General features: G+C 63.1%; 25 protein-coding genes, 1 tRNA gene and 1 pseudogene (1 of these 27 only partly in view). 12 read left to right on the top strand and 15 right to left on the bottom strand.

What is annotated here, in order from left to right:
* Positions 1-271: 271 nt before the first annotated feature.
* Entirely contained in the window at positions 272-658 is a 387-nt protein-coding gene (locus tag GJA_RS09545) for a winged helix-turn-helix transcriptional regulator (RefSeq protein WP_038491426.1), read from the bottom strand.
* Positions 659-956: 298 nt separating this feature from the next.
* Complete coding sequence (locus tag GJA_RS28080) at positions 957-1,415, bottom strand: hypothetical protein (RefSeq protein ID WP_156484110.1); 459 nt, start codon at positions 1,413-1,415, stop codon at positions 957-959.
* A gap of 63 nt (positions 1,416-1,478) precedes the next feature.
* Here GJA_RS28080 and GJA_RS28075 point away from each other — a divergent pair, with 63 nt between their 5' ends.
* Positions 1,479-2,066: a hypothetical protein gene (locus GJA_RS28075; RefSeq protein WP_156484111.1), complete on the top strand. Its 588-nt coding sequence runs from the start codon at positions 1,479-1,481 to the stop codon at positions 2,064-2,066.
* 41 nt (positions 2,067-2,107) lie between these two features.
* On the opposite strand, the gene GJA_RS09535 is transcribed toward GJA_RS28075, so the two are convergent.
* Both GJA_RS09535 and GJA_RS26105 read right to left on the bottom strand, forming a co-directional pair.
* Positions 2,108-2,695 (bottom strand): flavin reductase family protein, encoded by a 588-nt coding sequence (locus GJA_RS09535; RefSeq protein ID WP_038491420.1) that lies wholly within the window; start codon positions 2,693-2,695, stop codon positions 2,108-2,110.
* Between the two features lie 33 nt (positions 2,696-2,728).
* Positions 2,729-3,673 carry a restriction endonuclease gene (locus GJA_RS26105; protein ID WP_051780563.1) on the bottom strand — a complete coding sequence of 315 codons (945 nt, stop codon included), beginning with the start codon at positions 3,671-3,673 and terminating at the stop codon, positions 2,729-2,731.
* Between the two features lie 192 nt (positions 3,674-3,865).
* On the opposite strand from GJA_RS26105, the gene GJA_RS09525 reads away from it, so the two are divergent.
* Positions 3,866-3,952, top strand: a tRNA-Leu gene (locus GJA_RS09525).
* Positions 3,953-4,073: 121 nt separating this feature from the next.
* Here the strand turns inward: GJA_RS09525 and GJA_RS26615 are convergent.
* Positions 4,074-4,379: a hypothetical protein gene (locus GJA_RS26615; RefSeq protein ID WP_242404656.1), complete on the bottom strand. Its 306-nt coding sequence runs from the start codon at positions 4,377-4,379 to the stop codon at positions 4,074-4,076.
* Between GJA_RS26615 and GJA_RS28245 the strand changes: the two genes are divergently transcribed.
* Positions 4,273-4,512, top strand: coding sequence for a hypothetical protein (locus GJA_RS28245; RefSeq protein ID WP_038491414.1), 240 nt, complete (start codon positions 4,273-4,275; stop codon positions 4,510-4,512). The two genes, GJA_RS26615 and GJA_RS28245, sit on opposite strands and share 107 nt — an antisense overlap.
* Before the next feature lie 206 nt (positions 4,513-4,718).
* On the opposite strand, the gene prpF is transcribed toward GJA_RS28245, so the two are convergent.
* From prpF to GJA_RS09485, 6 genes are all read right to left on the bottom strand, one after another.
* On the bottom strand, positions 4,719-5,909 hold the full coding sequence (gene prpF / locus GJA_RS09510; RefSeq protein WP_038491411.1) for a 2-methylaconitate cis-trans isomerase PrpF: 1,191 nt from the start codon (positions 5,907-5,909) through the stop codon (positions 4,719-4,721).
* A gap of 61 nt (positions 5,910-5,970) precedes the next feature.
* On the bottom strand, positions 5,971-8,568 hold the full coding sequence (gene acnD, locus GJA_RS09505; RefSeq protein ID WP_038491407.1) for a Fe/S-dependent 2-methylisocitrate dehydratase AcnD: 2,598 nt from the start codon (positions 8,566-8,568) through the stop codon (positions 5,971-5,973).
* 15 nt (positions 8,569-8,583) lie between these two features.
* Positions 8,584-9,738 carry a bifunctional 2-methylcitrate synthase/citrate synthase gene (prpC, locus tag GJA_RS09500; RefSeq protein ID WP_038491404.1) on the bottom strand — a complete coding sequence of 385 codons (1,155 nt, stop codon included), beginning with the start codon at positions 9,736-9,738 and terminating at the stop codon, positions 8,584-8,586.
* Positions 9,739-9,768: 30 nt separating this feature from the next.
* Complete coding sequence (prpB, locus tag GJA_RS09495) at positions 9,769-10,668, bottom strand: methylisocitrate lyase (RefSeq protein ID WP_038491401.1); 900 nt, start codon at positions 10,666-10,668, stop codon at positions 9,769-9,771.
* Between the two features lie 467 nt (positions 10,669-11,135).
* Positions 11,136-11,384 (bottom strand): hypothetical protein, encoded by a 249-nt coding sequence (locus tag GJA_RS09490; protein WP_038491398.1) that lies wholly within the window; start codon positions 11,382-11,384, stop codon positions 11,136-11,138.
* A gap of 115 nt (positions 11,385-11,499) precedes the next feature.
* A complete protein-coding gene (locus GJA_RS09485) occupies positions 11,500-11,727 on the bottom strand; it encodes a hypothetical protein (protein ID WP_038491395.1) in 228 nt (75 codons plus the stop codon).
* Positions 11,728-11,901: 174 nt separating this feature from the next.
* Between GJA_RS09485 and GJA_RS09480 the strand changes: the two genes are divergently transcribed.
* Positions 11,902-12,759: an MBL fold metallo-hydrolase gene (locus tag GJA_RS09480; RefSeq protein WP_038491392.1), complete on the top strand. Its 858-nt coding sequence runs from the start codon at positions 11,902-11,904 to the stop codon at positions 12,757-12,759.
* Position 12,760: 1 nt separating this feature from the next.
* On the opposite strand, the gene GJA_RS09475 is transcribed toward GJA_RS09480, so the two are convergent.
* Positions 12,761-14,197: a M20/M25/M40 family metallo-hydrolase gene (locus tag GJA_RS09475; RefSeq protein ID WP_038491389.1), complete on the bottom strand. Its 1,437-nt coding sequence runs from the start codon at positions 14,195-14,197 to the stop codon at positions 12,761-12,763.
* 187 nt (positions 14,198-14,384) lie between these two features.
* On the opposite strand from GJA_RS09475, the gene GJA_RS09470 reads away from it, so the two are divergent.
* The 3 genes from GJA_RS09470 to GJA_RS09460 all read left to right on the top strand — a co-directional run bounded on the left by GJA_RS09470 (position 14,385) and on the right by GJA_RS09460 (position 16,697).
* Positions 14,385-14,918 carry a GNAT family N-acetyltransferase gene (locus GJA_RS09470; protein WP_038491386.1) on the top strand — a complete coding sequence of 178 codons (534 nt, stop codon included), beginning with the start codon at positions 14,385-14,387 and terminating at the stop codon, positions 14,916-14,918.
* Positions 14,919-15,047: 129 nt separating this feature from the next.
* Positions 15,048-15,494 (top strand): glycine zipper 2TM domain-containing protein, encoded by a 447-nt coding sequence (locus GJA_RS09465; protein ID WP_038491383.1) that lies wholly within the window; start codon positions 15,048-15,050, stop codon positions 15,492-15,494.
* Positions 15,495-15,629: 135 nt separating this feature from the next.
* Positions 15,630-16,697, top strand: a complete 1,068-nt coding sequence (locus GJA_RS09460; protein WP_051780561.1) for a protein kinase domain-containing protein — start codon at positions 15,630-15,632, stop codon at positions 16,695-16,697.
* 44 nt (positions 16,698-16,741) lie between these two features.
* Here GJA_RS09460 and GJA_RS28240 read toward each other — a convergent pair whose 3' ends face one another.
* Positions 16,742-17,095, bottom strand: a complete 354-nt coding sequence (locus tag GJA_RS28240) for a hypothetical protein (protein ID WP_051780559.1) — start codon at positions 17,093-17,095, stop codon at positions 16,742-16,744.
* An 8-nt stretch (positions 17,096-17,103) separates the two neighbouring features.
* The gene (locus GJA_RS28235) at positions 17,104-17,493 is read right to left on the bottom strand and encodes a hypothetical protein (RefSeq protein ID WP_051780557.1); all 390 of its coding nucleotides are present in this window, start codon (positions 17,491-17,493) and stop codon (positions 17,104-17,106) included.
* Between the two features lie 215 nt (positions 17,494-17,708).
* Here GJA_RS28235 and GJA_RS28230 point away from each other — a divergent pair, with 215 nt between their 5' ends.
* From GJA_RS28230 to GJA_RS09435, 5 genes are all read left to right on the top strand, one after another.
* The gene (locus GJA_RS28230) at positions 17,709-19,067 is read left to right on the top strand and encodes an FtsW/RodA/SpoVE family cell cycle protein (protein WP_051780555.1); all 1,359 of its coding nucleotides are present in this window, start codon (positions 17,709-17,711) and stop codon (positions 19,065-19,067) included.
* The gene (locus GJA_RS09450; protein ID WP_038491379.1) at positions 19,028-20,617 is read left to right on the top strand and encodes a hypothetical protein; all 1,590 of its coding nucleotides are present in this window, start codon (positions 19,028-19,030) and stop codon (positions 20,615-20,617) included. The genes GJA_RS28230 and GJA_RS09450 overlap by 40 nt, the downstream gene beginning before the upstream one ends.
* A gap of 13 nt (positions 20,618-20,630) precedes the next feature.
* Complete coding sequence (locus tag GJA_RS09445) at positions 20,631-21,152, top strand: SH3 domain-containing protein (protein ID WP_081905311.1); 522 nt, start codon at positions 20,631-20,633, stop codon at positions 21,150-21,152.
* Positions 21,153-21,243: 91 nt separating this feature from the next.
* Positions 21,244-22,245, top strand: a complete 1,002-nt coding sequence (locus tag GJA_RS09440) for a protein phosphatase 2C domain-containing protein (protein WP_038491377.1) — start codon at positions 21,244-21,246, stop codon at positions 22,243-22,245.
* Positions 22,246-22,413: 168 nt separating this feature from the next.
* Positions 22,414-23,118 carry a hypothetical protein gene (locus GJA_RS09435; protein WP_144241468.1) on the top strand — a complete coding sequence of 235 codons (705 nt, stop codon included), beginning with the start codon at positions 22,414-22,416 and terminating at the stop codon, positions 23,116-23,118.
* A 15-nt stretch (positions 23,119-23,133) separates the two neighbouring features.
* Here GJA_RS09435 and GJA_RS09430 read toward each other — a convergent pair.
* A pseudogene (locus GJA_RS09430) lies at positions 23,134-23,420 on the bottom strand (IS3 family transposase) (it continues 773 nt past the right edge of the window).

The following is a 23,420-nucleotide window of genomic DNA, read 5'->3' as shown; positions in this document are numbered from 1 at the left end:
GAAACGATGGCAAGGTCGCAAAAGCTTAATTGTGAAGCAATAATTCGATAGTTTCACAATTTTAAGTTTTCATATAATTGATCCAATAAGCCGCTGCTGAGAGGATCACGATGAACCAATTGCCGAGCCCGACAAAAACTTGTCCACTGTGCGACGCGGAACTCCCGCAAGACGCCGTGACATGCGACTACTGTCCGTTCGATTTTTCCGGCAAGGAGATCAACTCGGACCTGCCGCCGCAACCGTCAACGGCCACGGTCAAGGAAAGTGATCAATGAATGGCCGTCCCGGGACGATACACTATCATGCCGAAAGGCAATAGCATCTCGCCTTCGCCGAGTTCGTGGGCATGCTGTTGTCCCCATTCATACAGCGATGCGATCATCGGCTTCAGGCTCAGGCCCAACGGCGTTAATACATATTCGACACGCCGCGGCGCATCGTCGCAGCGTTGCCGATTGATCAAGCCATGTTCTTCAAGCTGCCTGAGCTGTTGAATCAACACTTTTTGCGACAGGCCGGGAATCTGCTGTTCAAATTCGGCAATACGCTTGGGGCCCTCCAGCAAGACGTAAATCAGCAGCATCTTGCCACGACCGGAGATCACCCCCAGCGCGCGTTCGATGGGCGAACCTGGAAATTGCTTCGTGATGCTCATTGTACTCACCAAAAGGGGATTAAAATAGTTGCCGCTCATTATACTGCGCTCAAGATCGACAAGCTGCGGGCTCTGCCATTGGCCTGACTATCCGGCATCCATGCGGAATCCGACTACGCGCATGACAGCCACCCCGGATAATTTCTTGTACTGGTAAGTTGGAACATTTTCCCTGTTGCACCCTACTCATACAGCACTATCATTGCAATGAAAGTGCAAGATGCCATCCATCCATACTCATCCTCAGTACACTTTACCAAACCGTCCCGAGGCCATTTTGCTGCCCACCAGGCAGCCATCAGAAGCAACCCAATATGGCACGAACCCGGCACCAAAAACCGCCGCCGACTTGCCCGCCATCCGTAATGTATTGCTTTTGTCTACAAATCCAGCAGCGTCCGCACTCGGAGAACGTCTGCAAAATGCCCAGGAACAGCTCGAAAAAGGCATCATCGACAACAAGGAGCACGCTGCGCAATGCACAACAATCGTGGCTGAGGCGCAAGTACTGCGCGGAACCAGAAAAAATACACTGACCAATCTGGAATACTCGGCGCTGCATGACGATGTGGCGCTCCAACGCCATCTGCAACAAGGCGCGACGGCGGCGGCCCATAAACAGGCGCAAAGCAAGAACGCCGCCGCCAGGGGCCGGCGCAATTTGCAGAATATGCTGCCGCCGGCTGACACCCGTCCTGCCAAGGCCGACACTCGCGCTGCGCTTACCGCTCCGACCGCGGCTCCGGTTGCCGAACAAGCTACGCGCCTGGCCACTCCGGTCAAAGTGGCGGCCCAGCTCAGCGATGCCGCGGCGTCAACGTTGAGCTATTCCGCCGCGGTACTGAGCAGCAAGAGTTTATATATCAGGTCGATGATGTCGGGCGCGACCTGGGCCGCCTCCGCCACGTTCAATGGCATCGATCATGGCTTGCTGGCCAAGGAACGCAGCACGCTGGACTTGCTGTCGGATACCGCCAATTTCGGCGCCGGCGCCCTCAGCATGGTAGCGACCAGCTTCAGCCATGCCGCCAATCTGAACCAAACGGCGGTCAACACCGCCGCCACCAGTTCGAATACCTTGTGGGGCATCGCCGGCGGACTGGCGGCGCTATCGGGCATCAAGAATGGCTATCAATTGGCTTGCCAGTACCGTACATCGGCATTGGCCTATACCGCCAGCGCCTTGCAAGTCGCCGGCGGCGTGGCCAACGCGGCGGCGGCGGGCGTCAGCCTGCGCAGTACCGCCACGTCGAATGGCAACGATGCGGAATTGAACCGCCTGTCATCCTCGTTATGGATGGCGGGCACGGCGTTCGGCATCGCCGGGGCGGTCGTCGGCGGCATGGTCGAAAGCCGCCAGCAGAAGGCGAACCAGTTGCGCAGCGGCGTGGGAACTTCGCCGGTTTAAGCGGCGCGCCGATCCCTGCCCTGCCGGCAAAATCGCTACCACTACGTTACGTCGTCGATGCCGCTATCCATGGCGTCGCCAGTGGCGTAGAAGTGGCCACCGGCCACATAGTGCAAACTGCGCAAGGCAGGATCGGCGGTCTCGAAGTGCCAGCGGCCGTCCGTGAACACGCGCGTGTCCGACCACGCGCCGACCACCTCGCCGATGAACAGGTCGTAGACTTGCTGGTTGCGCGGCTCCGGCAACAGTTTGCAGGCGAGCCAGGCTGAACAGCCTGCAACGAAGGGCTGGTCGTAATCTTCCATGTCGAACAGTTCGACCCCGGCATGCGCCAGCTTGTCCGGGTGGTCGGCCAGGCCGCGGGTGCCCACCTGGTGGGTCAGCGTCAGTTGCGCCACAGTCGGCACCTGGATCACGAAGGTGCCGCTCCGCTCGATCAGCGCGCGCGTGCTGGTGCTCTTGTCCAGCACCACGGTGAGTTTCGGCGGCAGAAAGTCCAGCGTGCAGGCCCACGCCGCGGCCATGACGTTCTGCACGCAGCCATGCCGCGCCGATACCAGCACCGTCGGACCGTGATTGAGGAGCCGGCTCGCTTTTTCCAGCGCCACCGGCGCGATGTGTTGATCCATTTTTATTCCTTTTTTTGAAAATGATCTGATGAGTCAGGGCGGCGGCGCACCGTGCTCGCGCCAGTACGCATCGATGAACGTCGCCGCTTCGTGCGTGAAAATATCGGTACAGTTGATGATCGAAATCTCATCAGAATCATCGAGGAAGCGGATCGAGTTTTCCAGTACCGAGCGCTGCGGACTAAAATAATACCCATCGTCAGAACCACCGGCGACAAAACCGAGGTCGGTACGGGTTGTTATTTCGTTTGTCAGATAGCCGGCGATATGCTCTTCGACCGTCATTTCCAGCATGCAGCGGTCTGCTTTTTGCAGGAACTTTATCGATAAGATATTCGATTTCAGATACCTGGCATACTTTTCTTTTAGCAAAGGAAGCATCTCAATCCCATTGGCTGAGCTTGGCTCCAGCCGGCCGGCAGCATGCAGCGGGCCGCGCTTCAATGTTTCCACTCCTTGCAGGATTTTATGCTGCATCGCCTGTGTTTCATCGAAGCGGTCGCGGATTTCCGTGAACATGCCATTCGGACTATTCGGACTATAGATTTTTTGCAAGGAGGGATGGCTGTTGATATGGCTGCAAATATTCGGCCAGAATTCAATCTTGACCTTGAATTTACCCTGCGCCTCACGCATGTCCGAGATTTTCTGAATGTATTGTTCCAGCGGACTGTCCGCCAGCAGCGTGGTGGCGATGATCAATTGCACCATCTGCCAGCCGCGTTGGTCCGCTTCTTTAATCTCGTTATCGATCATGGCCTTCGTCAATGCCGATTCCCAGTAACGCTTGCACTGGATGCCGATGCGCCCTGCATTCTTGTCGTGCACAAACAGGTCGACGCCGCCCTGGGCCTGGCCGCTGCGGCCATTGTTGGACGGCAGCGCATCGGAAAATACGACGCAATACACATGCAGGCAGTAAGACTCGAAATCTTCCGCGCTTTTCGGTTTTGATACTTCCAAAGTGAAATTTGACATTGTTCCTCAGGCTATTCTTGTGGATGCCCAGTCTTTTACAATCGACTACTTGCCGGGTGTGCCAAGTGTAGCGCCGGGAACGCTATCGGTGTTTGTCTTTTAGTATGCATCTACGATGCGAAAAAAAGCTGTCAAGTAGGCTGTGCCGTATGGTGTTTATGTTTCCGACATGTGCTAGAATCTTGCCTCGTTGCCCGGGTGGTGAAACTGGTAGACACCCGAGACTTAAAATCTCGTGTCCGTAAGGGCGTACCGGTTCGATTCCGGTCCCGGGCACCAACGAATATGCGGCCTCCATTCATGGAGGCCGTTTTCATTTATCCGCCTGAAGCTTCGCTACTCGCTGCCATGGCTGTTCGCCCTGGCGTCCGCCCGCGCCGCGTCCGCCGTGCCAACGCCGTTAAAGAACAAGTTCAGCAACACCGCCGCGAGCGCCGCCAGCAGGATGCCGCTGTGTAATAACGGCGACAAGACTGGCGGCATCTGCTGCGCATAATTCTCGGCCACCAGCGGCAGCATGCCGAAACCGATCGACAAGGCAACGATGAACAGGTTGTTGCGGCTGCTTGCGTAATCGACGCCGGACAAGATCCGGATTCATGACGACCACCATCACCAGGCTCATGGTCAGGATGGCGACAGCGTCGAAAGTTGGCCAGCCGAACTGGAACGGCGTCACCACGGCGAATGATTTGGCGGCCGCCACCTTGGCGAAGTCGGTCTTGCCGAGCATGAAGGCCAGTGCGGCGCCGGCGTACATCACCAGCACATGCTGCAAGCCCAGCGTCGCCAGCCGGGCCGGCGGCGGTATTTCATCGACCGCCGATGCGGACGCCTGAGGTTGGATGGTGCGGATTGCGGTCAGCTGCGGTTTTGCCATGTCGGTCTCTCCAGGTACGATGCCGCTTGCAGATGCATGCTTCATGCCAGCCGCCGGATACCTGAATTCCCCCCTTCCGCCGCGCCGTTTCAGCCCATGACATGAAAAATGAACTGGTCTGGTGCAAAAACGCACCGTCACGTAGCTGCCGGCATCAATCAGGAATCACACAACATCGCCCGGCACCCTGACCCACCCTTCCATCAAGACCCGCGCGCTGCGGCTCATGATGGCCTTGGCGACGCGCCATTGACCAGCCGCCTGCACCGCTTCGGCGCCGACCAGCAAGGTGCCGGATGGATGGCCGAAGCGCACCGCGTTGCGCGCGCCGCCGCCGGCGGCCAGGTTGACCAGCGTGCCCGGTATCGCGGCGGCGGTGCCGATGGCGACCGCCGCCGTGCCCATCATCGCGTGATGCAGCTTGCCCATCGACATGGCGCGCACCAGCAAGTCGATCTGGCCGGCTTCGACCGGCTTGCCGCTGGATGCCATGTAGCTGGCCGGCCTGGCAACATAGGCGACCTTCGGCGTATGCTGGCGTTTGGCCGCTTCATCGAGATGCTTGATCAAGCCCATGCGCAGCGCGCCATGCGCGCGTATGGTTTCGAACATGGCCAGCGCCTTGTCGTCGCCATTGACCGCGCCCTGCAATTCGGTGCCGGTATAGCCGATCGCCGCGGCGTCGACAAAAATGGTCGGGATGCCGGCGTTGATCATCGTCACGCTCAGCGTGCCGATGCCCGGCACGTCCAGCTGGTCGACCACGTTCCCGGTCGGGAACATGGCGCCGCCGGCGCCCTCTTCCTCGGCGGCCGGGTCGATAAATTCCAGTTTGACTTCGGCGGCCGCAAAGGTCACGCCGTCGAGTTCGAAGTCGCCGCTTTCCTGCACCGCGCCGTCCACCATCGGCACATGGGCGATGATGGTCTTGCCGATATTGGCTTGCCAGATGCGCACCACGGCCATGCCGTCATGCGGAATCCGAGCCGGATCGAGCAGCCCGCCGCTGATGGCGAACGAGCCGACCGCCGCGGACAGGTTGCCGCAATTGCCGCTCCAGTCGACAAAGGCAGTGTCGATGGCCACCTGGCCGAACAGGTAATCGACGTCGTGCTCCGGCCTGTCGCTCCTGGACAGGATCACGGTCTTGCTGGTGCTCGACGTGGCGCCGCCCATGCCGTCGATCTGTTTGCCGTACGGGTCGGGACTGCCGATCACGCGCAGCAGCAGCGCGTCGCGCACCGGTCCCGCCACCTGGGCGGCCTCGGGCAGATCCTGCAGGCGGAAGAACACGCCCTTGCTGGTGCCGCCGCGCATATAGGTGGCGGCGATCTTGATTTGTGGTGCGTGGGCCATGAATGCTTTCGTAAAAAAGCCGGGCGGCGCGTGCCTGCGCCGCCCGGCGTGATAAAGGCTGTCAGGCGGCCTTGGTCGATTCCAGGAAGTCCTGGGCGAAGCGCTGCAATACGCCGCCCGCTTCGTAGATCGACACTTCTTCGGCGGTGTCGAGGCGGCAGGTCATCGGCACCTCGACCCGTTCGCCATTCTTGCGGTTGATCACCAGCGTCACGCTGGCGCGCGGCGTGCGCTCGCCGATCACGTCGAAGGTTTCGCTGCCGTCGATGCCCAGCGTCAAACGGTTCACGCCGGGCTGGAATTCCAGCGGCAGCACGCCCATGCCGACCAGGTTGGTGCGGTGGATGCGCTCAAAACCTTCGGCGGCGATGGCTTCCACGCCGGCCAGGCGCACGCCCTTGGCGGCCCAGTCGCGCGACGAACCCTGGCCGTAATCGGCGCCGGCGATGACGATCAGCGGCTGCTTGCGCTCCATATAAACTTCGATCGCTTCCCACATGCGCGACACCAGCCCGTCCGGCTCGATGCGCGTCAGCGAACCGGCTTTTACTTTACCGTCCGCATCGCGCACCATTTCATTTTTCAGCGTCGGATTGGCGAAGGTGGCGCGCTGCGCGGTCAAATGGTCGCCGCGATGGGTTGCGTAGGAATTGAAGTCTTCTTCCGGCAAGCCCATTTTCGCCAGGTAGGCGCCGGCCGCGCTGTCGAGCATGATCGCGTTCGACGGCGACAGATGGTCGGTGGTGATGTTGTCGCCCAAGACCGCCAGCGGCCGCATGCCCTTCAATGGCCGCGCGCCGGCCAGCGCGCCTTCCCAGTACGGCGGACGGCGGATGTAGGTGGTGTGCGGACGCCAGTCGTACAGCGGGCTGACCTGCTCGCCATCGTCCGGCTGCCGCGCGAACATCGGGATATACACTTGATGGAAATGGACCGGCCTGACGCTGGCCGCGACGATGGCGTCGATTTCCTCATCGGACGGCCAGATATCCTTCAGCGTCACCGGCTGGCCGCCGGCATCGATGCCGAGGATGTCTTTCTCGATGTCGAAACGGATGGTGCCGGCGATCGCATAGGCCACCACCAGCGGCGGCGACGCCAGGAACGCCTGCTTGGCGTACGGGTGGATGCGGCCGTCGAAGTTGCGGTTGCCGGACAGCACGGCGGTGGCGTACAGGTCGCGCCCGACGACTTCTTTCTGGATCGCCGGATCGAGCGCGCCCGACATGCCGTTGCACGAGGTGCAGGCATAGGCCACCACGCCGAAGCCCAGTTGCTCCAGTTCCGGCATCAGCCCCGCTTCTTGCAGGTACAGGGTGACGGTCTTGGAACCGGGCGCCAGCGAGCTTTTGACCCACGGCTTGCGGGTCAGTCCGCGCGTATTGGCGTTGCGCGCCAGCAGGCCGGCGGCAATCATGTTGCGCGGGTTATTCGTGTTGGTGCAGCTGGTGATGGCGGCGATGATCACCGCGCCGTCCGGCATCCGGCCCGGCTCGTTTTCCACGACGCCGCTGATGCCGCGCGCCGCCAGTTCCGAAGTCGGCACCCGGCTGTGCGGGTTCGACGGGCCGGCGATATTGCGCACCACCGACGATAAATCGAAACGGATCACGCGCTCGTATTCGGCGTGTTTCAGGCTGTCGGCCCACAGGCCGGTGTGTTTCGCGTACAGTTCCACCAGCTTGACCAGCTCATCGTCGCGGCCCGTCAATTTCAGGTATGTGATGGTTTGCTGGTCGATGTAAAACATCGCGGCGGTCGAGCCGTATTCCGGCGCCATGTTGGAAATCGTCGCGCGGTCGCCCAGCGTCAGGTGCGCCGCGCCCTCGCCATAGAATTCGAGGTAGGACGACACTACTTTTTGCTTGCGCAGGAATTCGGTCAGCGCCAGCACCGTGTCGGTGGCGGTGATGCCCGGCTGAGGCTTGCCGGTCAATTCGACGCCGATGATGTCCGGCAGCCGCATCCACGAAGCGCGGCCCAGCATCACGCTTTCCGCTTCCAGGCCGCCGACGCCGATGGCGATCACGCCCAGCGCATCGACCATCGGCGTGTGCGAATCGGTGCCGACCAGCGTATCCGGGAAGGCCACGCCGTGTTGCACCTGCACCACCGGCGACATGCGTTCCAGGTTGATCTGGTGCAGGATGCCGTTACCGGGCGGGATCACGTCGACGTTCTTGAACGCCTTCCTGGTCCAGTTGATGAAATCGAAGCGGTCTTCGTTGCGGCGGTCTTCGATGGCGCGGTTCTTGTCGAAAGCGTCCGGGTCGAAACCGCCGCATTCGACGGCCAGCGAATGGTCGACCACCAGCTGGGTCGGCACCACCGGATTGACCAGCGCCGGGTCGCCGCCCTGCGCGGCGATCGCGTCGCGCAAGCCGGCCAGGTCGACCAGCGCGGTCTGGCCGAGGATGTCATGGCACACCACGCGCGCCGGAAACCACGGGAAATCGAGGTCGCGGCGGCGCTCGATCAACTGGGTCAACGACGCGCTCAGCGTGGCTGGGTCGCAACGGCGCACGAGGTTTTCCGCCAGTACCCGCGAGGTGTACGGCAGCTTGTCGTAGGCGCCGGCCTGGATCGCCTCGACCGCGCCGCGCGCGTCGAAATAATCCAGTGTGCTGCCGGGCAGGGCTTGACGGTATGCTGTATTCATTGACTTGCGTTCCTTTTACTTGCGTTCCTTGATGGCGACGAATGGCAGGTCTTCCGGGCCGACGTAATTGGCGCTCGGGCGGATGATCTTGTTGTCGATGCGCTGCTCGATGACGTGCGCGGCCCAGCCGGAAGTGCGCGAAATGACGAACAGCGGCGTGAACATGGCGGTCGGCACGCCCATCATGTGGTACGAAACCGCCGAAAACCAGTCCAGGTTGGGGAACATTTTCTTGATGTCCCACATCACCGTTTCGAGCCGTTCGGCGATGTCGAACATCTTCATCGAACCGGCTTCCTGCGACAGCGAGCGCGCCACTTCCTTGATGACGACGTTGCGCGGGTCGGAAATCGTGTACACCGGATGGCCGAAGCCGATCACCACTTCCTTGTTGGCGACGCGGTTGCGGATGTCCGCTTCGGCCTCGTCGGCGTTGTCGTAGCGCTTCTGGATTTCAAAGGCGAACTCGTTGGCGCCGCCGTGTTTCGGGCCGCGCAGCGCGCCGATGCCGCCGGCGATCGCCGAATGGATGTCGGAACCGGTGCCGGCGATGACGCGGCTGGTGAACGTCGATGCGTTGAACTCGTGTTCCGCGTACAGGATCAGCGAGGTGTGCATCGCCCGCACCCAGTTGTCGGACGGTTTTTGACCATGCAGCAAATGCAGGAAATGGCCGCCGATGGTATCGTCGTCGGTTTCCACGTCGATCCGCTTGCCGTTGTGGCTGAAGTGGTACCAGTACAGCAGCATCGAGCCGAACGACGCCATCAGGCGGTCGGCGATGTCGCGCGCGCCCGGCGCATTGTGATCATCTTTTTCCGGCAGCAGACAACCGAGCACCGAAACGCCGGTGCGCATCACGTCCATCGGATGGGCCGACGCCGGCAAGGATTCCAGCGCCGTCTTCAACGACGCCGGCAAGCCGCGCAGCGATGTCAGTTTGGCCTTGTAGCCGCGCAGTTCGGCCTGGTTCGGCAGCTTGCCGTGCACCAGCAGGTAGGCGATCTCTTCGAATTCGCAGGTGTTGGCGACGTCGAGGATGTCGTAGCCGCGATAGTGCAAATCGTTGCCGGTCTTGCCTACCGAGCACAGCGCGGTATTGCCGGCCGTGACGCCGGACAGGGCGACGGATTTTTTAGGTTTGAAGGTGCCGGTTTGGGTGTCGCTCATCGTAGTCTCCAAGTAATTTAGCCAGGTCGCTTATTGTTTTTTCGCGGCGTGTTGCGCCGAAAACAGCGCGTCGAGCTTTTGTTCGAACTCGTGGTAATTGATGCTTTCATACAGTTCCATGCGGGTTTGCATGGTGTCGACCACGTTCTGTTGCGTGCCGTCGCGGCGCAGCGCGGTGTAGACATTCTCGGCCGCCTTGTTCATCGCGCGGAAGGCCGACAGCGGATACAGCGCCAGCGCCACGTCGGCGCTGCGCAATTGATCGAGCGTAAACAGCGGCGTGGCGCCGAATTCGGTGATATTGGCCAGGATCGGCACCTTGACGGCCTTGGCGAATTGTTTATACATGTCGAGGCTGGTGATCGCTTCCGGGAAGATCATGTCGGCGCCCGCTTCGACGCAGGCGATGGCCCGCTCCAGCGCGGCGTCCAGGCCTTCGACGGCCAGCGCATCGGTGCGCGCCATGATGACGAAATTGTCATCGGTGCGGGCATCGACGGCGGCCTTGATGCGGTCCACCATTTCATCCTTGCCGACGATTTCCTTGCCCGGACGGTGGCCGCAGCGCTTGGCGCCGACCTGGTCTTCGATGTGCAGCGCGGCGGCGCCGAACTTGATCATCGACTTGACGGTGCGCGCCACGTTGAACGCGGACGAACCGAAACCGGTGTCGGCGTCGACCAGCAGCGGCAAGTCGCACACATCGGTGATGCGGCGGATATCGGTCAGCACATCGTCGAGGCTGGAAATGCCCAGGTCGGGCAAGCCCAGCGAGCCGGCCGCGACGCCGCCGCCGGACAAATAAATCGCCTTGAAACCGGCGCGCCTGGCCAGCAAGGCGTGGTTGGCGTTGATCGCGCCGACCACTTGCAGCGGGGATTCTTCGGAGACGGCCTGGCGGAACGCGGCGCCGGCGGAATGATGACTCATGTATTCACCTTGTTAAGAGTTGCACAATATTACGAGGATATGCCGCCACTATTGCAAGCGGCGTGCCATGCCTGGAGCAGAATAGAAATTCATCAGGATAATCAAGCACTTGCAATCAAGATGGCAAGCTTGCATGTTTCATGATGGCCCACAAGAACAAGTATAAACGTTTCATCTACGTTTCATTTTGAAACATTCAATTTCACCTGAAACATGGTGCAATCAATTTAAATCGGCCAGCCGGACTCAACGCCACGATGCTGCTGCCGGCGGCAAGCGGAACATGATGAAAAAATAGAAGGAAAAAAGGACATGGCAATAAGAAAGACCATGCCTATGATTGAATCAAACCAAAGAATGCTACAAGGAGGAATACTATTAACTACATACGGAGTAAGCGCTCGACAAGCCGCGCAAAGCCGCATGGCTTCACGCGGACTACGCTCAAGTTACACCGTCAATAGCAGTCAAGCCTGCCGCACCAGCGGATTGGCGATGATGTTATCGACTTGGCGGATGGCCTCTTCGCAAGCGGCGGCGATGGCGTCATCTTCATCGTCGCGCACAAATTGCATGGTGGATCCTTCAAACACTTCCACCCCATCCGCACCGGCCCGTTCTATATCGCAACTAGCCGACCACTGACCGTCATTGGTAGGAACCGCGAGCGGGATGAGTTCCCATCCCTTGTAGTGAATTTTCGAGCTACTATCCATCTGCGCCTCCTGGTTGATAAGGGAAAATCGTAGCACGAACGATATCGCGCGACGATTCGATTATGCCGGAAAGCGCCAAACAGGCCAAACCGTTTGCACACCGCCTGCGCTTGACCTACGCTCGATCAAGTGCAAGTAAATTATCGACCTCGATCCTGGCCACTTCGACACCCGCGAAACCAGCGATCTCAGCCGTCAGATGGCCACCCAGCGTCTGGCTGCCATCGATGGCCGGCCCGCCATCCTTGCTCAGCTGATACGTGAAATCCCATAAGTCGTCATGGTCCTGGAACGGCGTGACCCTGATGGTGTAGCCGCGATATTCCTGCGTCAAAACATTCATGCCAGCTCCTTTTGTTATGATGAGCCTAGCATGAAGCAAGGCAGGCCCCGCGCACAGCTGCGCATGGTCTCCTGGAAAATTGTTATTTGTTTTTCGCATGAATCATGGAAAAACTGAGCAATTTATAACTATAATACTGGGAAACTTTTTTACCTTAGCGAGTCAGCAAATAACATGAAGCCACAGATCCAGGCGTTTTTCGATACGGGCACGTCCACCGTCACCTACGTTGTCTATCAAGAAGACGGCGGCGCTTGCGCAGTCATCGATTCGGTACTGGACTACGATCCGAAATCGGGCCGCACGGCGCATGTGTCGGCCGACCAGGTGATCGATTTTGTGCGGGCGCACCGCCTGGAATGCCGCTGGCTGCTGGAAACCCATGCGCACGCCGACCATTTGTCGGCCGCGCCCTATCTGGCCCGGCATATCGGCGGCCGGATCGGCATCGGCTCGGCGATCCGCACCGTGCAGCATGCGTTCTCGGCGGTGTACAACCAGCCGGGGGCGGCGCAGGACGGCTCGCAATTCGATCATTTGTTCAGCCCCGATGAAGTGTTCCAGATCGGGCCGATGGAAGCGCGCGCGCTGCATGTGCCGGGCCACACGCCGGCCGACATGGCGTACCAGATCGGCGATGCGGTATTTGTCGGCGATACGCTGTTCATGCCCGACCTGGGCACTGCGCGCTGCGATTTCCCGGGCGGTTCGGCCAGCATGCTGTACCATTCGGCGCAACGGCTGCTGCGCCTGGCGCCGGAAACGCGTTTGTTCATGTGCCACGATTATCCGCCGGCCGGGCGCGAGGCGCGCTGGGAAGTGACGGTGGCCGAACAGCGCGCCGGCAATATCCACCTGCACGATGGCGTCACCGAGGAACAATTCGTGGCGCTGCGCACCCGGCGCGACGCCACGCTGGACATGCCGACGCTGATACTGCCGGCGATCCAGGTCAACCTGAACGCCGGCCAGTTGCCGGAAGCCGAAGACAACGGCGTACGCTATCTCAAGATACCGCTGAACGCCATTTAAGTCACTCGGCCCGGGCCGGGGCGCGGCCGATCGGCTGCTCCAGATTCGCCAGGTACCAGGCCATCGACGTCATCACCACCACGTTGCGGCGCAGGTTATCCGGATCGACCTTGTCCAGCGTGTCGGCTGGCGAATGGTGGTAGTGGAAATAATCGTGGCTGTCGACCACCGGCTCGAAAATCGGCACGCCGCCTTTTTCCAGGTAGCCCAGGTCGCCGGTATCGAGCGCATCGCGGCGCGTGAAGGTTTGCGCGCCGATCAGTTCCAGCGCCGCGCGCAACGGCAGCAGCAGTTTTTCGCCCTGCTGGGTGACGCTGGCGCGGATGCCGAACGGACGGCCGGCGCCCATGTCGCTTTCAATCGCCGCGAACTGCTTGTCCAGCGCATCTTTATTCGCCTCGAAATATGCCTTGCCGCCACGGCCGCCGTTTTCCTCGTTCATCCAGGCGATCACGCGTATCGTTCGGCGCGGCTGCAGATTGAGTTTCTTGAGGGTGTCGATGACGCCCATCGCGCTGACCAGGCCGGCGCCGTCGTCATGGGCGCCGGTGGCCAGGTCCCACGAATCGAGGTGGCCGGACACCACCACCACTTCATCGGCCTTGTCGCTGCCGGCGAAATCGGCGATGACGTTAAAGCTGTCGGCGTCGGGCAGGTTTTGCGGCGTCAGCGTCAGGTGCATCTTGAGCGGACCGCGCGCCGCCAGGCGGTTGATCAGCAGCGCGTCTTCCACCGTCACGGCGGCCGCCGGGATGCGCTTGCCGTCGGCCAGCGCGCTGTGACCGGCGTGCGGAATGCGGAAATTGGCGCCGCCGACCGAGCGCACCAGCGCCGCCGCCGCGCCCAGTTCGGCCGCCAGTTTCGGTCCCTGCACGCGGAATTTGGAGCCTTGCCCATAGGCCGGGCCGGCAAAACCCCGGTCCGCCATCTGCTGGTCGAAGGCGACGTCGATCAAGACGATCTTGCCTTTCACTTCCGCCGCGCGCGCCTTCAATTCATCGAAGCTGCGCACCACCAGCACCGGCGCGGTCAGGCCGTCCGCCGGCGTGGCGCCCGAACCGCCCAGCGCCGTCAGCACCACCCGCTGGCTGATGCCGGCCGGACGCCCGGCATAATCGACCAGTTCCGCCGTTTCCACGCCGCGTACCCAGTGCGGCACCTTGACCGGCTGCAACGTCACCTTGGCGCCCAGCTTGCGCATGACGTCGGCCACCTGCTCCACCGCGGCGGCGGCGCCGGCCGAACCGGACAGGCGCGGCCCGATCAAGTCGGTCATGTCGGCCAGCCGTTCATAGGCCCAGTCGCTTTGCATGGCGCTGTTGCGGATCCGGGCCAGCGCGGCCGTATCGTCGGCAGCCTGGGCGGCACCGCTGAACATGGCCACGGCGACCAGCGATAACAAGGTCTTGCGCAGCGGAGGGGAAAACATGGACTTCATGCGGGATTCCTGTAATGAAAAGTTGAATGACGTCCCCGGCTTCAGGCAAATGCATGCAGCGGAGGAAACATAGCCTACATGAATTATTGACGGGCCGTCAAAGCAGGTCATCGCGGAGACGTTCGCCGATTGCATTAGTGTTTTCATTCGACTAAGATCGGATTGACTCCAGACCGCGAAAGCCTGTATGTTAAAAGGACACCTGTGCACCGTGCGGCATTTGTTAAGCAGCGATTTGAATACCTTCATTGCGCTGCTCAACGACTTGCCGTCGCGCGGCGAGTTTTTCCCGATGAACTTCAAGTCGCCGGAAGTGATACGGCGCGACTTCATGCAGACCGGCCTGGTCACCGACGACCATGAAATGTTCGTCATCGAAGACCGTCACCACCATATCGTCGGCATCATCAGCCACTTCAAGAGCCGCACCCCGATTTGCCGCGAAATCGGCTACCGTCTGTTCGACACCGCCCTGGCCGGACGCGGCTACGTCACCGCAGCGACCCGGCTGCTGGCCGACCACCTGTTCCGCGCCTACCAGTACCACCGGCTGGAATTACTGATGGATACGGACAACCTGGCTTCGGAGCGAATCGCGCTGAAATGCGGCTTTCATTACGAGGGGCTGATGCGGCAGGCATTTTTCCATAACGGCATGATCCGCGATGTCAAAATATACAGTTTATTAAGGCCGGAGTGGCGGCAACTGGCATCGCCGTAGCTGGTGCAAGTTGTTACGGAACCAGTTTTACTTGTAAGAAGTTGTATATCGCGTGGCATTTCCCGCCCTGCGCTATATAGTGAACTCCAGGAACGGATCATATTGGTCTCGTCGGAATGGAGAATCGCCATGTTGAACAAAAAAATCCTGGGTGCGGTGATGTTGGCCACGGTAGCTGTCTCGTCGGCAGCGACCGCTGGTGACCGCGACTTCAATACCGTCGCCGGCGCCGTGATCGGGGCGGCCATCGGCCACAACAGCGGCGGCCGTGACGGCGCGATCGTCGGCGGCGTGCTCGGCGCGGCGGTCGGCAGCAGCTTGAGCGACGATCGCGGCTACCGCGGCAACGGTTATCGCGGCGGCTATTATGAAAACCGCGGCTACCAGCCGGCGCCGACATATTACGCGCCCGCCCCGGCGCCGGTGTATTACGCGCCTCCGCCACCGGTGTACTACGCGCCGCCGCCGCGCTACTACCGCCCGCCGGCCGTGATCTACGTCGAACCGTCGCGCCACTATTACCGCGAACGGGGTTATCGCGGCGGTTATTATGAAGGCCGCGGTTATTACCGTTAAGCCGTACTAGCCGCACCAGGCCGTATCGCATTACACAAGCCAGCCGCAAGCAATTGCGGCTGGCTTGTCCGTTTTTCGGCTCCCCCGGCATCAGCTGCACGACGGCGCTTGCCGTCCTGTACACACGGGGGAAACATGCTCACAGCGGGCGCCATCATCACTTTGCAACTGGGCCATTACCGCCTGCGCGAACAAATCGCCGGCTCGGCCTATGGCGTGATCTGGCGCGCCAGCGGGCCGCGCGGCTCGCGCGACGTGGCGCTGAAGCTGATCAACCAGCAACAGATGGCGCTGGCCCTGCCGCGCCAGCGCGAACGCTGGGTGACCAGCGCGAACAATGAAATCGCCTTCCTGCAATCGCTGGAACCGTGGGACGAACGCCACATCGTGCGCCTGCTCGACAGCGGCCAGCACCAGGGCTTGCCGGTACTGGCGCTGGAATTGATGTCCAGCGACCTGGCGCGGCACATCGCGGCAGGCGCCGCGGCCGGAGCGGGACATGCGCCGCCGCTGGTCGATATCCTCGACTGGACCGGCCAGATCAACCAGGCGCTGGCCAAGGTGCACCAGTACGGCTGGTCCTACCTCGACCTGAAGCCGGCCAATGTGCTGTTCGACCCGTTGCTGGGCAGCGTCAAGCTGACCGATTTCGGCACCAACCGGCTGGCCGGCGAAGCGCAGGCCCAGACCTACGCCGGCACCGCCAGCTGGCAGGCGCCGGAACAGTTTTTCCCGGCCGCCGACGGCAGCTACGGCGGCGGCCGGCGCAGCGATTATTTTTCGCTGGGCGCGCTGTTCTACTTCCTCGTCACCGGCGGCGTGCCGCTGCGCTTTTGCAGCGATTGCGGCCAGGCTTACCGCGAACACCATGTCGGCGGCGCGGCCATGCTGCGCCGCCGCGCCGGCGGCGCCATCCCCGCCACGCTGCACCCGGCCGAGGAAGCGCTGTTCGCGCGCGGTTTTGGCCAGGACGGTGAAGCCTGCGCCCAGGCCGCGCTGAAACTGCTGCGCGCGCTGCTGGCGCCGCTGCCCGAAAACCGCCCCGGCCACGCGATCCAGATCAGCCGCATGCTGGCCGCGATCCGCGGCGGACTGACGGCGCCGCGCGCGGTGCCGATGAATCAACTGCTGCACGGGGTCGGACGGCCAGCCGCGCAAAACGGCTGGCCGCTGCTGGCCCAGGCCATCGCCCAGACGCTATGAAAAAATTGTCGCAACCATCGCTGTTCAAGACCTGCGCCGCACTGCTATTGCTGTTTTTCCTGATGCAAGCCTGGAGCTTGTGGCATGCGCCCGCCGCCTGGTATCCGGCGGCGGTGACGGCCCGGCTGGCGCTCGGCGAAACAGTGCTGCTGGGCCAGCGCGAACTGGCCGCGCCGCAGGCCGACCGCAACCATATCGCGCTGCACCGCGATAGCGGAGGCAACTGGTGGCTGCGCAACCTGAGTCCCGCCAAGCAGGTGCTGCTGCAAACGGCCGATGGCGAACGGCAAATGGGCAGCGTGGCGCCGCAAGCCGGACAGCAATTCCAGGTCGGCGCCGCGCGCTTCGAGGTGACCGCCAGCGACGCCGGCGGCATCAGCTTCCGGCGCGGTGCACAACGCTGGCGCTACGATGGCGCGGTGCTGTACCGCGACGGCCAGGCCCAGGCGGCATGCGCCGACGCCAGGCCGGCCAGCCGCGCACTCATGCTGTGGAACCGCGTCATGCCGGACTGGCTGACGGTCGCCAGGCCGCTGGTCTTCGGCGGCAACATCCATTGCGGCAACCGCCTCGGGCTGGCCGACATCACGCCCGGCGCGGCGCTGCTGGCCCGGGCCGACGGGCAATTGCGGCTCAGCGCCGGCAATCCGGACGGCGAACGCGCGTCGCTGCTGCTGATGCGCGACGGCGTCGCCATCGACGTGCGGCGCCAGGAACAGTCGCTGACCAATGTGTCGGCGATGGTGGTCGGCCATACCCGCTTCCTGCTGGTGCCGCAACCGGGCCAGTTGACCATGCTGCCGGGGCGCCGGGTCAGCCTGTTCAGCGCGCCCGACAGCCCGCTGCCGGCGCAGGTCAGCTGGCAATGGCGCGCGCGCGAGGTGTGGCACGGTCCCGGCCAAAAAACCGCTGTGGGCCGGCCTGTCCATCGGACTGCTGGCGCTGCTGCTGGGCGCCAGCGTACTGCGCGCCGGCGCCTGGCAGGCGCGCGGCGCGGCGCTGTGCGCCGCCGTGGTGCTGGCCAACGGCATCATCGCGCTGGTGATGCAGCGCGCCGGCCAGGCGCCCAGCGCCGCCTATTCGATGTGCCTGGGCGGCGCCGCGCTGGTGTTGTGGCTGCTGCTGCCGGGCCGCTTGCGATTGGCCGGCGCCGCCGCCCTGCTGTTGCTGTCGGCCGGCTTGCTGGTGCAGCTGGAAATGGGCCTGGGCGGCATGGAATCGTCGTGGCTGCGCTATTACCAGAAAAGCGCGGCACTGCTGGCGATCGGCTGCGGCGCCGGCGGCTTGTGGCGCTTGTGGCGCCGGTACGACGTCACTGTGCCGCAGCAGCGCGGCATCGAATGGGCGCTGTTGCTGCTGGCGGCGCTGGCGCTGGCCGCGCTGGCGATGCAAGTGCTGTGGGGCGATGAAACCGGCGTGTTCGACTTGCAGCCGGTCGAGCTGGCCAAGCTGGCGCTGACCGCGCTGACCGCGCACAGCCTGGCGCTGCGCCTCGGCTGGCATGCCGGCAACGCTGACGCCCCGGGGCGTACCAAGCGCTGGCTGCTGCTGGGCGCGCCGGCGCTGCTGTTCCTGGCGCTGCTCGGGCTGGCGCTGGTGCAGGTCGACGATTATTCGCCGTTGATACTGCTGCTGGTCTGGAGCACCTCAATGGTACTGGCGTATGCGCTGGCGGCGCGCAACCGGCCGCTGGCCGGCGCCATCGTGCTGCTGGTGCTGTGCACCGCGGGCGCGATCGCCTGGCTGCACGGGCTCGATGGCACGCTGCTGCAAGGCGGCAGCTTTTACGCCGACCGTTTCCAGGTCTGGCTGGCGCCGGCCGACCATCCGCACACCGGCCAGCAACTGCTGCTTGGCGCGCGCGCCATCGGCGACGGCGGCTGGTGGGGCGCCGGCCAATTCCTCGGCGTGCCCAGCCTTGGCCAGGCGGCCGGCGGCGTGCTGAACATCCCGGCGGTGCAAGACGATTTTGCGCCGGCCTTTTTCATCAACCGCCACGGCCTGGCCGGCGCGCTGCTGCTGTGGGGCGTGCAGGCGGCCTTCGTCGCCGGCCTGCTGATGCTGGCGCTGCGTTGCCATGTCGCCGGCGCCGGCGCGGGCGACTACCGCCACACGTGGCAGGCCCGCTTCCGCTACTTTGCGCTGTGCGGCGGCGCCGCCTTCGTGCTCGGCCATTTCCTGCTGTCGTGGGGCACCAACCTGGCGATCTTCCCGATCATGGGCCAGCCGATGAGTTTCCTGTCGGCCGGCGGCAGCCATTTGCTGTTTTTCCTGTGCCCCCTGCTAACGTTTGCTGCGGCCAGCGCGTCATCTTTAGAGGAGAACCCATCATGCCGATCTATGTCCAGCACGAAGTCCTGGGTAAAGTAGCCGACGTATTCAACGCCGAGGCGATCTGGCAGGCGCCCGGCCTGGCGCTGTTTTCGCGCCGTCCGCTGCTGCGCGACCTATTGGAGCGCAGCCCGCGCGAGCACAAGGGCCGCGCCGCCACGCGCTGTTTTTCGCATGTCACGCTGATGCTGCCGCAAGAGGAAGTCGACGACGACTATCACCTGACGCGCGGCTCACGGGCGCGCGACCTGGCGCAGACGCTGACCGCGCTGCACCAGAAGGATTTCGGCGACTTGCTGGGCGCCGACCAGGTGCGCTACGACGTGGTCGGCACCGAGACGCTGGACGCGGGCCAGGTCGAAGTCAAGTTCGGCCACGCCGTGTACCTGCCGGCCGCCGATGAAAAAGTGCTGTACAACGTCAGCGTGTCGCGCGACAGCGCGGTATGGCAGGCGGTCTGCCCGATCTATCCGAACCAGCGCCTGGCGCTGATCGGCGGCGACCAGGGCCAGGCCAGCTTCGCCGCCGGCGGCTGGCCGTTCGGCCCGGACGGCGCGGTCTTGCTGATCAACGACGGCCCGGACGCGCCGGTCGACGTGCAGATGCGCCCCAGGGACGCGTTCGACTGCACTTTCGACGCAAAACACGGTTATTACACGATCACCTCGAAACGCGGCGCTGCAACGCCCGGCGGCCAGGCACAGCGCCTGCTGCTGAAAATCAGCCGGGCCAGCGCCCCCATCATGGTAGCGCCGGCGCCGGCCAGCCGCGCCGCAGTCTGGCAAAGCCGCCCCGCTCCATCGACCGTGCCTGTGCCTGTGCCTGTGCCTGCACCGCGCACCACGCTGGACGACCTTGAGCCGACCGCGCTGCCCGTCAGCCACCGGCCCGCCAAGCCATTGAACCGGGCCGGCGAAAGCGACGCCACCTATGCGCCAATCGCGCAGCAGCGCGTCAGCCTGGTGGCGCTGGCCTTGCCGCGCCTGAGCCGCTACCGCGACACCGGCGCGAGCGCGCTGGAGATCCCGTTCGACCGCGACCTGGCCATCTCGCCGAATGGCGAGCCGGCCATCAGCTTCACGGTCAATACCGCCGATGAACTGTACGCCAGCAGCGCCGCCGGCCGCCAGCGCATCGCCGCGCCGGCCAGCTTCACGCCGCTCGATGCGCGCACCATCCGCCTGCTGGCCGCCGCGCCGGAAATGGCCGACCGTTATTGCGCCATGCTGTGCCTGGCCGAGCCGGTCGTGTTGCCGGTGGCGGGCGGCGCGCGCTTCGTGTTCGGCCGCAACGCGCCGGTGCTGGCGGCATTGCGCCTGCTCGATTCGCCGCGTTTCCTGCAACGCAGCGGTCCGGCCGACGGCGCCAGCGCCGACCGCATCGGCCTGTCGCGCAACGCCTTCAGTTTCGAAGCGTCGCCGCAAGGATTCAAGATCGGCCGGCTGGCCGCCGCGCAGGCGCTGTACCACCTCGACCAGCAATTGCGATTCGTCGCCAGCATCACCGACACGGATGACGAAACGTATTACCTGCTGCCGCCCGGCCATCACCTGGTGGCCGGCCATTACGTGCTGCGCTTTGACGCTTGATGACGGAGTCCTTATGTGGACCAACCTGTGGCCCAACCTGTGGCCCGAACACGGCTACCGCCTGGCCGCGTTCACGCTGGGCCTGTTCCTGACGCTGGTGCTGGCGGCGTGGCTGACGCCGCGCGCCTGGTGGAAGCGGCCCAACGTGCGCGCGCTGCTGATACTGGCCGGCGGCACCTGGGGCATCGGCAGCCTGGTCGCCGCACTGCTGCCGGCCGCGCCGCCAGCGATTCCAGCGCCGGCACTAGCGCCGGCCGCCGTCAACACCGCGCCGCCATTGCCGGTCTTGCCGCTGCCGGAGCGTGGCGTGGCCTACCACGCGCATCGCGACATCAACCTGCGGGCCGGCGCCGGCACCAACTCGCCGCGGCTGGCCATCGTGCCGCGCGGTACTGAAGTGATACCGACCGGCCGGCGCAACGGCGACTGGTGGCAAGTCAGGGCCGGGACCGGCAGCGCCGGCGGCGGCACGCTGGGCTGGGCCAGCAGCCTGTGGCTGCGCCGCGGCGACGAAGAAGCGCTAAAAAGCAAGTAAAGATAAGTAAAAAACAAGCCCCCCTTCTGCCGCGAGCCGGTTTTCGGCTAAGCTGTCGCTACCATCCCGGCGACCGGACACCTACACCACCATGCCTTCATTATTCAATTTGCCCGATTGCGGCGCCATGCTGGATGTCGCCGCCTGCACCTGCGACAGTGCGGTGGCGCTGGTGAGCCTGGAAAACCAGGACAATCTGCTGGTGATCGGCGCCGACGGCCGCGCCGTATCGCTGCGCGGCCAAGCCAGCCACAGTTGGCAAGTGCCCGGCTGGCCGGCCGGCCATGTGCGGCTGGCGGTGCTGGACGGCATGGGCGGCCATGGCCATGGCCGCGAAGCGGCGGAAGCGGCGGCGGCCGGCCTGCTGGCCATCCCCGCCTGCAACGATGTCGCGACCTTGGGCGCCCATCTCGACCGGCTGCACGACCGCTTGCAAGCCGAGTTTGCCGCAGCGGACGGCGGCAGCGCCGGCAAACAGCCCGGCACCACGCTGACCCTGCTGGAATTGCCGCCGCTGCAAGCGCCGCTGCTGTACCACGTCGGCGATTCGCGGCTGTATGAAATCACGGCCGGACAAGCGGCGCCGCTGACCATCGACCATGTGCCGGCCACGACCTACGCCATGCATGGCTTGCTGGGCGAACAGGAATGGTGGCGGCAAGTGCATGGCGAGCACCGCGCCCAGATTTCGCAAGCTTTTATCCTCGGCAACGCGATGACCGACCCGCAGCAGCTGGCCGCGCCGCTGTGTCCGCTGGACGACGGCAACCTGCCGCCGTTCTTGCGCCAGCTGGCCGACCGCCGCGTGCTGCACTTGCGCCGCGACGCGCTATACCTGCTGGCCACCGACGGCTTCTGGGCCTGCGCCCAGCCGGCCGACTGGGTCGCGTCGTGGCCGGGACTGCTGCATGGCCGCGACGCGGCCGACGCCGTCGATACCCTGTTCGACACCTTCATGCACACCCCGCCTCCTGGCTTGCATGTCGATAACCTGAGCGCCATCGCGTTACGGTTGAGGCCGCAAAACCTTGACGAAACCGCATTGCCGGAAACGCCGCCACGCCAGGGTTTTCCTATGGAACCGCGCTATTGAGGGGTGTTCGGCGGGTGATGGATTTCCGGCCGAGATAAGTTCCCACAGGAAAAGAACATTATTTTTTGATATCATTCCAGCTTGCAAAAAAAGATGCCACAGGGCTACTAAAAGTGCGTAATCTGGCCATATCGTCCTCAGTCCCGCGCCCTTCTTTTTGGCGCCACGTTGGCCTGGCCATCGAAAAATGTCGTCACCCGGATCACCCGCACCGGACGTATGGGGTTGTACCTGGGAAAAAAGCCCGCGCCGCAGGTCCGGCGCCATCCTTGCAGCCAAACAGCAGTTTTGTTTACAGGAGCAGCCATCATGCCCATCCACGTTCAGCACGCAATCCGAGCTACAGCCCCAGCCGGGGCAAGCGATGTTTTCAACCCCGGGGCGAGCCGCCCGGCGCCCGGCCCTGCACTATGGTCGCGCCTGCACGGCCGTCTGGCCAAGACAAAGGCCATGGCAGCCATGGCCATCGGCCTCGCGCTCGCATCGCTGGCTGCGGCCTTGCCTGCGCAAGCCGCCCCGCCGACGCCATCGGAAATCGCGGTCGCGCGAGGTTGCGCGGTCGGCATGGTTTGTGTGTACGCCAGTAAAGCCGTTTTCGACGATATCAAGACAACCGAGCCACTGAGCAAGATCACATACAGCTCATCGGATTCCGCGTTTGCTTACATGAAACGGCCAGACGGCACTGCGGCAGGTTCAGTTTACGCCTTTCCACTCTCGGGAATGATCGGAACGAACCCCGCCCGCTACATCTTCAACAACACCGACAAACAGATTTCCTACATTACCTACCTGCTACTGAAACCCACCAAGAACATCCAGCGTACCTATTATTACAGCAGCATAGACGGCAGCTCATCCGAGACCGTTTGAATCGCCACGAGTCTGCTAGACACTCGAGAGCCGTTGGAAATACCGCTTTTCGTATTCGACCGGCGACAAGCCATTGCTGAAACTGTGCCGGCGCTTTGGATTGTAAAACATCTCGATGTAATCAAAGATCTCCTGCTTCGCTTCCTCCCGGGTGTCAAAGGTCTTGCGCCGAATTCGTTCCCGTTTCAACAATTGGAAGAAGCTCTCGGCAACAGCATTGTCATGACAATTACCACGCCGGCTCATGCTCTGTTGAAGATTGTGCTCGTCCAGGAAGTCGCGCCAGTCGTAGCTACTGAATT

It is taken from the genome of Janthinobacterium agaricidamnosum NBRC 102515 = DSM 9628 (assembly GCF_000723165.1).
Lineage (GTDB): Bacteria > Pseudomonadota > Gammaproteobacteria > Burkholderiales > Burkholderiaceae_D > Janthinobacterium > Janthinobacterium agaricidamnosum.
Note: the sequence above shows the minus strand (reverse complement) of the source record. Positions and strands in the feature narration are given on the sequence as shown.

Bases quoted from the DNA above. Each gene is read 5' to 3' on its own strand.
- GJA_RS09475 (WP_038491389.1), bottom strand. From the start codon at position 14,197: ATGAAGTCCATGTTTTCCCCTCCGCTGCGCAAGACCTTGTTATCGCTG.
- GJA_RS09480 (WP_038491392.1), top strand. From the start codon at position 11,902: ATGAAGCCACAGATCCAGGCGTTTTTCGATACGGGCACGTCCACCGTC.
- GJA_RS09470 (WP_038491386.1), top strand. From the start codon at position 14,385: ATGTTAAAAGGACACCTGTGCACCGTGCGGCATTTGTTAAGCAGCGAT.
- acnD (WP_038491407.1), bottom strand. From the start codon at position 8,568: ATGAATACAGCATACCGTCAAGCCCTGCCCGGCAGCACACTGGATTAT.
- GJA_RS09450 (WP_038491379.1), top strand. From the start codon at position 19,028: ATGCCGATCTATGTCCAGCACGAAGTCCTGGGTAAAGTAGCCGACGTA.
- GJA_RS09545 (WP_038491426.1), bottom strand. From the start codon at position 658: ATGAGCATCACGAAGCAATTTCCAGGTTCGCCCATCGAACGCGCGCTG.
- GJA_RS26105 (WP_051780563.1), bottom strand. From the start codon at position 3,673: ATGTCAAATTTCACTTTGGAAGTATCAAAACCGAAAAGCGCGGAAGAT.
- prpC (WP_038491404.1), bottom strand. From the start codon at position 9,738: ATGAGCGACACCCAAACCGGCACCTTCAAACCTAAAAAATCCGTCGCC.
- GJA_RS09460 (WP_051780561.1), top strand. From the start codon at position 15,630: ATGCTCACAGCGGGCGCCATCATCACTTTGCAACTGGGCCATTACCGC.
- GJA_RS09445 (WP_081905311.1), top strand. From the start codon at position 20,631: ATGTGGACCAACCTGTGGCCCAACCTGTGGCCCGAACACGGCTACCGC.
- GJA_RS09485 (WP_038491395.1), bottom strand. From the start codon at position 11,727: ATGAATGTTTTGACGCAGGAATATCGCGGCTACACCATCAGGGTCACG.
- GJA_RS09440 (WP_038491377.1), top strand. From the start codon at position 21,244: ATGCCTTCATTATTCAATTTGCCCGATTGCGGCGCCATGCTGGATGTC.
- GJA_RS09465 (WP_038491383.1), top strand. From the start codon at position 15,048: ATGTTGAACAAAAAAATCCTGGGTGCGGTGATGTTGGCCACGGTAGCT.
- GJA_RS09535 (WP_038491420.1), bottom strand. From the start codon at position 2,695: ATGGATCAACACATCGCGCCGGTGGCGCTGGAAAAAGCGAGCCGGCTC.
- GJA_RS28235 (WP_051780557.1), bottom strand. From the start codon at position 17,493: ATGGTCAACTGGCCCGGTTGCGGCACCAGCAGGAAGCGGGTATGGCCG.
- prpF (WP_038491411.1), bottom strand. From the start codon at position 5,909: ATGGCCCACGCACCACAAATCAAGATCGCCGCCACCTATATGCGCGGC.
- prpB (WP_038491401.1), bottom strand. From the start codon at position 10,668: ATGAGTCATCATTCCGCCGGCGCCGCGTTCCGCCAGGCCGTCTCCGAA.
- GJA_RS09490 (WP_038491398.1), bottom strand. From the start codon at position 11,384: ATGGATAGTAGCTCGAAAATTCACTACAAGGGATGGGAACTCATCCCG.
- GJA_RS28245 (WP_038491414.1), top strand. From the start codon at position 4,273: ATGACGACCACCATCACCAGGCTCATGGTCAGGATGGCGACAGCGTCG.